This window comes from Bradyrhizobium sp. ARR65 (assembly GCF_000472385.1).
Lineage (GTDB): Bacteria > Pseudomonadota > Alphaproteobacteria > Rhizobiales > Xanthobacteraceae > Bradyrhizobium.
Genome location: NZ_AWZU01000013.1, coordinates 154,362 through 162,256, shown reverse-complemented (window position 1 = coordinate 162,256; position 7,895 = coordinate 154,362). Strand labels below are relative to the sequence as shown.

General features: G+C 59.1%; 6 protein-coding genes. 2 read left to right on the top strand and 4 right to left on the bottom strand.

What is annotated here, in order from left to right; all coding sequences use genetic code 11:
• On the top strand, positions 1-231 hold a 231-nt coding region (locus F758_RS0116955), incomplete at its 5' end, for a transposase domain-containing protein (protein ID WP_024508977.1).
• A gap of 641 nt (positions 232-872) precedes the next feature.
• Here F758_RS0116955 and F758_RS0116950 read toward each other — a convergent pair.
• The 4 genes from F758_RS0116950 to F758_RS51415 form a co-directional block, all read right to left on the bottom strand.
• Positions 873-4,217 (bottom strand): AAA family ATPase, encoded by a 3,345-nt coding sequence (locus tag F758_RS0116950; RefSeq protein WP_198026511.1) that lies wholly within the window; start codon positions 4,215-4,217, stop codon positions 873-875.
• Between the two features lie 146 nt (positions 4,218-4,363).
• Positions 4,364-5,236 carry a polyprenyl synthetase family protein gene (locus F758_RS0116945; protein ID WP_198026510.1) on the bottom strand — a complete coding sequence of 291 codons (873 nt, stop codon included), beginning with the start codon at positions 5,234-5,236 and terminating at the stop codon, positions 4,364-4,366.
• Positions 5,237-5,308: 72 nt separating this feature from the next.
• The gene (locus F758_RS0116940) at positions 5,309-5,833 is read right to left on the bottom strand and encodes a hypothetical protein (RefSeq protein ID WP_024508974.1); all 525 of its coding nucleotides are present in this window, start codon (positions 5,831-5,833) and stop codon (positions 5,309-5,311) included.
• Between the two features lie 16 nt (positions 5,834-5,849).
• A complete protein-coding gene (locus F758_RS51415; protein WP_024508973.1) occupies positions 5,850-6,173 on the bottom strand; it encodes a hypothetical protein in 324 nt (107 codons plus the stop codon).
• 69 nt (positions 6,174-6,242) lie between these two features.
• On the opposite strand from F758_RS51415, the gene F758_RS0116930 reads away from it, so the two are divergent.
• Positions 6,243-7,862: an FAD-dependent oxidoreductase gene (locus F758_RS0116930; protein WP_198026509.1), complete on the top strand. Its 1,620-nt coding sequence runs from the start codon at positions 6,243-6,245 to the stop codon at positions 7,860-7,862.
• The last annotated feature ends 33 nt before the right edge of the window (positions 7,863-7,895 follow it).

The window sequence follows — 7,895 nt, the reverse complement described above, 5'->3', positions numbered from 1 at the left end:
GGATTGGCTCTGGGCAGAAAGGCCTGGCTGTTCGCGGGATCCGACCGCGGCGCGCACCGGGCCGCCGTCATGCTCACCCTCATCATGACTGCGCGCCTCAACGACGTCGACCCCAAGGTCTGGCTCGCCGACGTCTTCAGACGCATCGCAGAAATCGCGCAATCCCGCCTGCACGAACTACTCCCGTGGGAGTGGAAAGCAAAAGGCCCCGCTGCGGCTCAGGCCGCCTGAAACCCTCGGCATCATCATAGCCGGCAACGACTATCCGCACGCCCGGGAATCCCGCGGTATTGGTCGTATGCTTACCCCCAAACTAGCCGAAATTGCACACGTTTGTACCCTTTTTGACCTCTCGGTGCACACGTAGCGCATTGGGGAGTGCACGCGACCATAGCCAGCTTCACTCAGTTGCCGTCCGGGAACTGGTGTGTCCAGGTCCGCCGCAAGAACCGGTACTTTCGCCGCCGCAAGGACGGTGAGGAATGGGCGTTCGACATCGAGCGGAATATCGATCGCAGCGGATCACCGAGACCAAAGGCTGCTGCACAGGCTCGTACGTTTGGCGACATCATCGGTCTTCATATCGAAGATATGCACGAGGTTGGCGCGATCGCATGCGGAGCGAAAGGCGCAGGTGCATTTCGCGCCTGTAAATGCCTTTCGAGCTTTGCGCCAAAGCTGGATTTGGTGGGGAGCGGCACAGTTGCAGTAGCGCCGCGCCTTGCGATCGCCGCTCCGACAGCAGCGATCCCCGAGAGTCGACATTTTGTGGTCCCCGCCCCCTGCAGAGCATGCGCCGATCATGCTGGAGCTATCCTGCCACGTCAGATCGCCTTAGCTACGCCCGCCTCGAGCAAGGCTGCGACGGCGCTTTACATACTGTTCAACACGTTGCGAGCCTGGCTCAGGTCCACGCTGTTGTGGCCGCTCGTAAACCGGCGGTAAACAGGCGCGAGCAGCGCGCGCGCGTCGTCAGACCGTCCGGCATCCCGCCAGACCCTTGCCAGACTTGTCGCGGTTCGCAGTTCGAACAGCCCCGCACTCTGCCGTCGCGCCGTTGCCAATCCTTTCTGGAACAACGCTTCCACCTCGGCGTGCGGCGCGCCTTGGGCCAACTTTGTGCAGGCTTGTACGCGAAATCCTTCCGCGTCGCTGTAATGTTGACCGGTCGCCTCCGCCTCCGCCGCTGCCTGATCCAACAAAGCGATCGCCTGCTCGTTTCGATGATTCTGCATCAGAATTTCCGCTTCGCTGATGAGGAACAATGGTTTCCAGATCCTAGTCTGCATCCTTCCGAGAATATCCGCACCGCGCCGCATCCGCGCCAGACCGCTATCCAATGCGCCTGTTCTGGCCGAGGCCCAGCCGAGAAGCGCCTCCGCGAAACCTTCCCAATAGAAGACATGATGGCGATTCATGATCTCAACCAGCTCTTCAGCGAGTGACATAACGGTGGCAGGATCCTGATCGACCATTGCTTTCATCGCGCAATGATGAATTGCATAGCAGCTTGTCGGGTAGTGCCCCCTCTCGCGAGCCTCCTGCAAACTGCGCGCGCATACTTCCTCGGCCTCGTCCAGACGACCGAGCTGCTGCGCGGCGATTGAATACTGCCCAAGGGTCGTGGGACGCGGAATCGTGAGATAGTTGCCAAGCGTCATCGCCGTGCCTGCGCGCTCAAATTGGTCTATCACCTCGAGGAACCGCTCGCGCGCTGTGACGAGTTCACCGCTCGCCAAAGCGACCATTGCTTTGATCCGAATCCCCTGTGCAGTCGATGTCGCATCTCCCTCACTGCGCGCCAACTCGAGAAAACTTTCAACGTACTCATGGGTGCGCGGAAAGTCGCAGCGTACCAAAGCGCCGCCCGCCCGGCCCCATAGGAAGCGCAACAACTGTCTCGTTTCTCCAAGGTCCTGACCAAGTTCAAGCAACCGGGCGTAATTCCGGTCCACTTCTGTCCCTGAATAGCCATGCGTCGCGTATAACGGTTCGATCAGGGCAATCCGTAGCGCGAATTCGCGGCGGTGGACTGATGAATTATCCGAAAGCTGCGTCAGGAGCTTCAATGCTCGATCGAACTGGCTGACCGCTTCGATGTTGTTGGACCGCTGCGCAGAACGTAAAGCAGCCCGCTCCCACCAATCGATTGCTTCAATAACAAGGCCTGCTTCGCTGAAGTGATGGGCCAATAATTCCGGCTGCACCTCCGCGATCTGGGAGAACCTGCTCTGCAACGTCTCTGCAATACGCTGGTGGAGCTTCTGACGACGGCTGATCAGCAACGTCGAATAGGCCGCCTCCTGCACGAGAGCGTGCTTGAAGGTATAAGTCACATCCGGGGGACTGCCTCCGGCGCTGATCAGGTCTGCCGCCTCGAGCAGCGTCAACGCGGCTTCAAGCTCTTTGGGATTGGAAGGCACCACCGCAGCCAGCAACTCAAACGAGAACTCACGCCCGATGGCCGCACCAATCTGGGCAACCGCTTTGCTCTCCGTCAGACGGTCAAGACGGGCAAGCAATGAATCCCGAAGTGTTACCGGTATGCTCAGCTCGCCCGGTCCCAGCTTATAGAAGTCGGCATTCGCGTCATACGTACTGGACTCGATGACGACCTTGGTCAATTCTTCAATGAACAAGGGCATTCCATCTGTCTTGGCGACGATCTGATCAAGGACCATCACGGGCAAATCTTTCCGCGCCACCCGCTTGACCAGCTCGTTCGACTGCTCCCGGCTCAGTCGGTTTAGACTAAGCGACGCAACCCGGTCACGACCGCTCCACGGGGGGCTATAGTCCGGCCGGTGCGTGATGACACCCAGGATTCGGGCGCCGTGGTGCCGGCCTAAACCGCGGGTGATCGCCTCAACCGTCGTTGGATCAATCCAGTGCGCATCCTCCAGAATCCATAGCACCGCCTTCCGCTTCGACAGGTTCACCAGCCAATCATCCAGCGCTTCAAGTGTCCGGCTTTTCATCTCCTCAGGCGGCGCTTCGTACCTCGGCAGGCGATCGCCAAAGGGTATCGACAGCAGCGTGGCAAAAAGCGCAATCGTTTCGGGCCGCACATTTCCGGACCTCTGTACCGCGGCGATGAGACGATTCAGCTTCTCGTCCGACTCCATGTTGATCGTCAGTCCAAGCCCGCGCTCGAAATTGGCGATAATCGGATGCAGCGCACTCGCGGTATGGAAGGGCGAGCATTGCAGACGGATGATGAAATGGCCATCGGCCGCAATCCGACTCGCAAAGGCCGCGCACAATCGCGACTTCCCGATCCCTGCTTCGCCCGACAACAAGATGATCTGACGCTCCCCTTCGCAGGCGGCCTGCCATCGCTCGAGCAACAGTGAAAGCTCATTCTCTCGGCCAACCGTTTCCGTCAGGTCGGCTTGGTGTTTGGCATCGAAGCGAATTCTGACCGCCGTCTCCCGCAGCGCGCGCCAGACCGGTCTCGGGCCCGGCAGACCTTTCAAATCGCACATGCCGAGGTACTCGAGCTCGAACATGCCTTCGATCAACCTGCGCGTGCTCCCGGCGACCACGACCCCGTCCGGCGGAGCAAGAGCCTGCAGCCGTGCGGCCAATGCCGGGGTTTCTCCAACAACCGACTCTTCCCTAGCGGCGCCCTCACCCAAAAGGTCACCAACCACAACAAGGCCTGTCGCGATGCCGGTCCGCACACGCAGCGTCACATCGGGCAGCGTGACCAGCCCTGGCACAACTCGGCTGAGTTCCAGGCCAGCGCGTACGGCCCGTTCCGCGGCGTCTTCCAGGGCTGCAGGATAGCCAAAATAGGCGATCATTCCGTCTCCGGTGTATTTGGCAATGAAGCCGCCAAGAGACGTTACGACGTTCGCACACGCGTCGATGTAGACACCCATGACCCTGCGCAGATCTTCCGGATCGAGTCGAGCGGCAAGGGTCGTCGACCCAACCATGTCGCAATTGAGCACGGTCAACTGTCGTCTCTCGGCGTCGAACCGCGTTCGCACCGACTTCTCGGCGGCGTGTTCGGTCCCCTCCCTCCCCAGCAGCGCGTCGATCGCCTTCAACAGTTTCTTGCGGTGCCCAAGCGGTACACCAAGCCGCGTCAGGTCATTATCCGTCAGGTCGGGCAGAACGTCGGGGTCGATCGCCTGCTCGGAAAACAGGGCTCGATACTGGCCAAGCCCAACTCCTTCAAGCCACGTATTCACATCCAGACTCTGGATCACACTGGGTGCTCCAGAGGTCTGTCGTTCACTTTCCCGCTCCGGTCCCGGCAATGCTCCACCTCACCGCATTCGCAATGCGAGTCCAAAGATGAGCGTGCCACTTGGCTGAGGCCTCTTTCAGTCCCACGCAAAGGCCTGTACGCAATTCAATAGCGGCTCAATTGCCGAGTTTGCTCGATAAGGGCGAGCAATGGCAAGGGGTTGGAGGCGAAGGCTCGCGCCTCGTTCCTAGCCTCTTCGGCGATTTTGTCGAGATAGCTCTCTGCTTCGGGCAGCTTGGCCACAAAATACCTGCCCAGCTCTGCCAATTCCCCTTCCTGCGGCGAGCAAAATATATTGGCCACTCCCGGATCGCGGATGGCCAGCGCAGCTGGCAATGTCAGGATGCCGTCGCGCAAGTCCTCCTCCCCGCCGCCTCCGAGTGCGGCCAGGCCTTTCACATCACCGACATCGTCGCAACCATGATAGAGCAGCCCCAAGAGGCCTCCGAAGGTCCGCAGCCGGCCCGAGCGATCGCCTAAGCAGGCGCACACTTCGAACATCGAGCCGGTGTCCTCGCCTGCGATCTTGCGCCAGTCCTCAACTCCCAGCGGCTGACGCCGAAGCCGCCACTGCATGCACTCAGCCACGCCCAGCCTCTTGAGCAATTCGGAGAATAACGCGATACCCGCCAGATCGTCCTTCAGCTGCAGATAACCCTCTGCCACGATGTAGCCCGAAGTCATCAGAGCCGATAGTTCGCCGAACTGGATGTGCATCGTAGCTCGCCCCCTTCGGGTCGGGGAACGATCGACGATGTCATCGATAATAAGGGAAACGTTGTGAAACAGTTCGATCACCAAGGCCGATTGCATGATGCGCTCGGGGATCGGTCCATCGTGCACCGCACGATAACAGGAGAAGATCGTCAACGGACGAAAGTATTTTGATCCGGTCAGGAACTGCCATTTTAGCGCTTCGCGCAGCTCCTCGCTGCAACCGTCAATCCAGCGTGCAATGCGCTCGCGCAGCTGCGCCATCTCAGCCTCGAAGCCAAGCCGCGCGATGACAGATTGCGTCGATTTCTCTTGCATGTTTGTAACGTACTGCCTTTAGATTTTGCTGCGCCAACGCCTGCGGTAGGGTCCGGATTGGTCGGATGGCTGAAAGCTCTGCGCTAAGCTTTCAGCTAACATGCCGAACTCGCTTTGCAGGAGGCGCGCCTCTTTAGTCGCCAAGTCCCCCACCTCACGCAGCAGTGCACGCACCTCATCGACTTCGACGAGGCGCTCCGATCCAGCCACGCTGCCATCGATCCCCTCTCCGCCCAGGGCCTGAATTGACCTCGCCTGATAGTTTCCAAGAATCTGAGCCAAGTTGAGCCAATAGCTGATCGACCTGTTTGTGGCGATCATCGTTGCGTGGCCCATCGGCAGCACGAAATCAGTGATCACTGAACCCCGTTGACCGCCCCGGGGCAAATCGGCCGCCGCTCCGCCACCTGGGTTGACAAATCCCTGCCGATTGGCGGTGGCTAATGCCAACCAGGCATCCCGCATTGCAAGGAAAAGTCCGGTGACGGGGTCGCGGTCCGATTGGCCGCGATCCGAATCGGGCATGTCTTCTGCTTTCGACATTTTGGCTCTGCAATCCTCAAACTACGCTGCGTCGTCCACGCAAACCGTCATATCGCGAAAGAAACGACAGCATCGAAATCCGCGGCAAACCAGCAAGGGCACGGCAGAAATCTGCCGACCCTGGGAGCAAGTGTCCGGTGATCTCAGAGCTAGCGCCCGGCTGCGTCGGCCTGACGCCCACGCCTTTGGGCCGAATTTCCGCGGCAAATGTTGCGGCTGCTGCCTGATACTGCTGCGCCAACAGCGAGGTGCAGCGAGCGGTCACATCAGCAAACGCGCCCAGCGCTGCCGATTGGGCCAAAAGCATCTCACCTAGGATTGTGCGATAGCCTGCCTGCATCCGGGCAATTCCGTTGATTTGCAATCAATGAGAGGCGACACTCTTAACTCCGCACAGTTCGAGGCCAAGATGCCAGAAGTAACAATTGTTGGCTCCGGCTTAGCCGGCATCTCCGCAGCCACCAGGCTCATGGAGCAGGGTTTCAACATCACGCTATACGAACAAAATAATTTCCTCGGCGGCAAGCTCGGCGCCCACAAGGACGACGACAAACCGGACCCGCACGAGCATTGCTACCATATGTATCTGAATTGGTACAATAATTTCTGGAGGTTGATGACCGAGATCGGCGCCATCGGCAAATTCAAGCCGAGCCCTGTCATAGGCTGCCGCCTTCCGGGCGACAAGCAGACCCAAACCCGGCCATATCTCACCAATCCCGGATCGCCTGCGACGATCATAACCAATATGCTGAACGGGATCGCGTCCCCCGCGGACCAATTTCTGTCGGCCTATTCGCTGCTCGATCTCATCGGCACTCATTCGACATCTGGCGATGTGCTGGAGCAAACCTCTGTCAGCAATTTCTTTCGAACCAGAGGCTACGCCAGTGAGGGTTCACTGGCAGCCTCTGCTCGCACGTTGGCGGAGGCCTTCGCTTCTCCGAGCTACCTTTCGTCGGCACGAAGCTATCAGAGCCTGGTCAAGTACGGATATCGCCAACCAACACCTTCGCTGTGGCTGCTCACGCAGAACACCAACGATGCGATTTTCGAACCCTGGAAGAAATACCTCGAAGCACGTGCAAAGGATCTTGGGCGTGTTCTCAAAATTCAATGCCTGACGCGGGTCGAAAAGCTTCATTTGACTGATGGCCAGGTGAGAAAATTGACGCTCGGTAAAATGCCCGACAACGTGACGACCGAGCGGGGCAAACAGCGGAAGCCGACCAAGACATGGGAGGTCGAGCTTCCCGGTGATCTGGTCCTCGCCGTGCCGCCGCGCGCGCTCGGTCGCCTCGTTAGTCCTGAAGTCGCTCACTGCGCGCCCGGGATTGAAAATGTCCGCCTCTTGCGATCGGAGCCAATGATTTCGCTCGACGTGTATTTTAAGCGAAAAATCACCGGCATAACCGATAACATCACGCTGCTCCTGGACTCGAACTACACACTGAGCTTTCTCGACAACTCACAGGTTTGGAAAGATCTCCCTGCGGGAGGCACTGCTCTCAACATCATTGCTTCAAACGCCGATCTGATTGCCGATTACCCGAACCACGTCATTTTGGATATCATGCTCAAGGAGCTGCAACGCTTCCTCGATTTCGAATTCGACCCTGCGACAGGTGACCAGAACTTGCGCAACGACGATGTAGATTACAGCCGCTGCCATGTTCAAACCAATGTCGGCGAAGAGCTCTTCGTCAACCAGGTCGGCAGCTGGGAGCATCGTCCAAAGGCGACTTGCGAAATTCCCAACCTCTTTCTCGCCGGTGACTTCTGCCAGAGCTTCGTCGATGTGGTCACGGTAGAAGGCGCTGTGGTGACTGGGCTGCTTGCGGCCGAGGCTTTGCGCCGCAAGCATGGGATTGGCGCGCCGATCGAGATCATCCGGCCGGAGAGCTATCCGGCGTTTCTGCCCGCGATGCTCGCGGCGGCTCTACGCCCGGCGGCCTTTGCGGCAAAGGCGGTCTCGGTGGCCGATTCCATGATGCGCGCACAATTTTCCAGGATCTTCCCCAACGGCTGAGCCCTGCACACCCGGGCTCACTGGGGCAGTGAT

What these genes read in the sequence shown, in the direction of transcription:
- F758_RS0116945 (WP_198026510.1), bottom strand. Translation starts at nt 5,236, where the DNA reads ATGGCGCAGCTGCGCGAGCGCATTGCACGCTGGATTGACGGTTGCAGC.
- F758_RS0116940 (WP_024508974.1), bottom strand. Translation starts at nt 5,833, where the DNA reads ATGTCGAAAGCAGAAGACATGCCCGATTCGGATCGCGGCCAATCGGAC.
- F758_RS0116930 (WP_198026509.1), top strand. Translation starts at nt 6,243, where the DNA reads ATGCCAGAAGTAACAATTGTTGGCTCCGGCTTAGCCGGCATCTCCGCA.
- F758_RS51415 (WP_024508973.1), bottom strand. Translation starts at nt 6,173, where the DNA reads ATGCAGGCAGGCTATCGCACAATCCTAGGTGAGATGCTTTTGGCCCAA.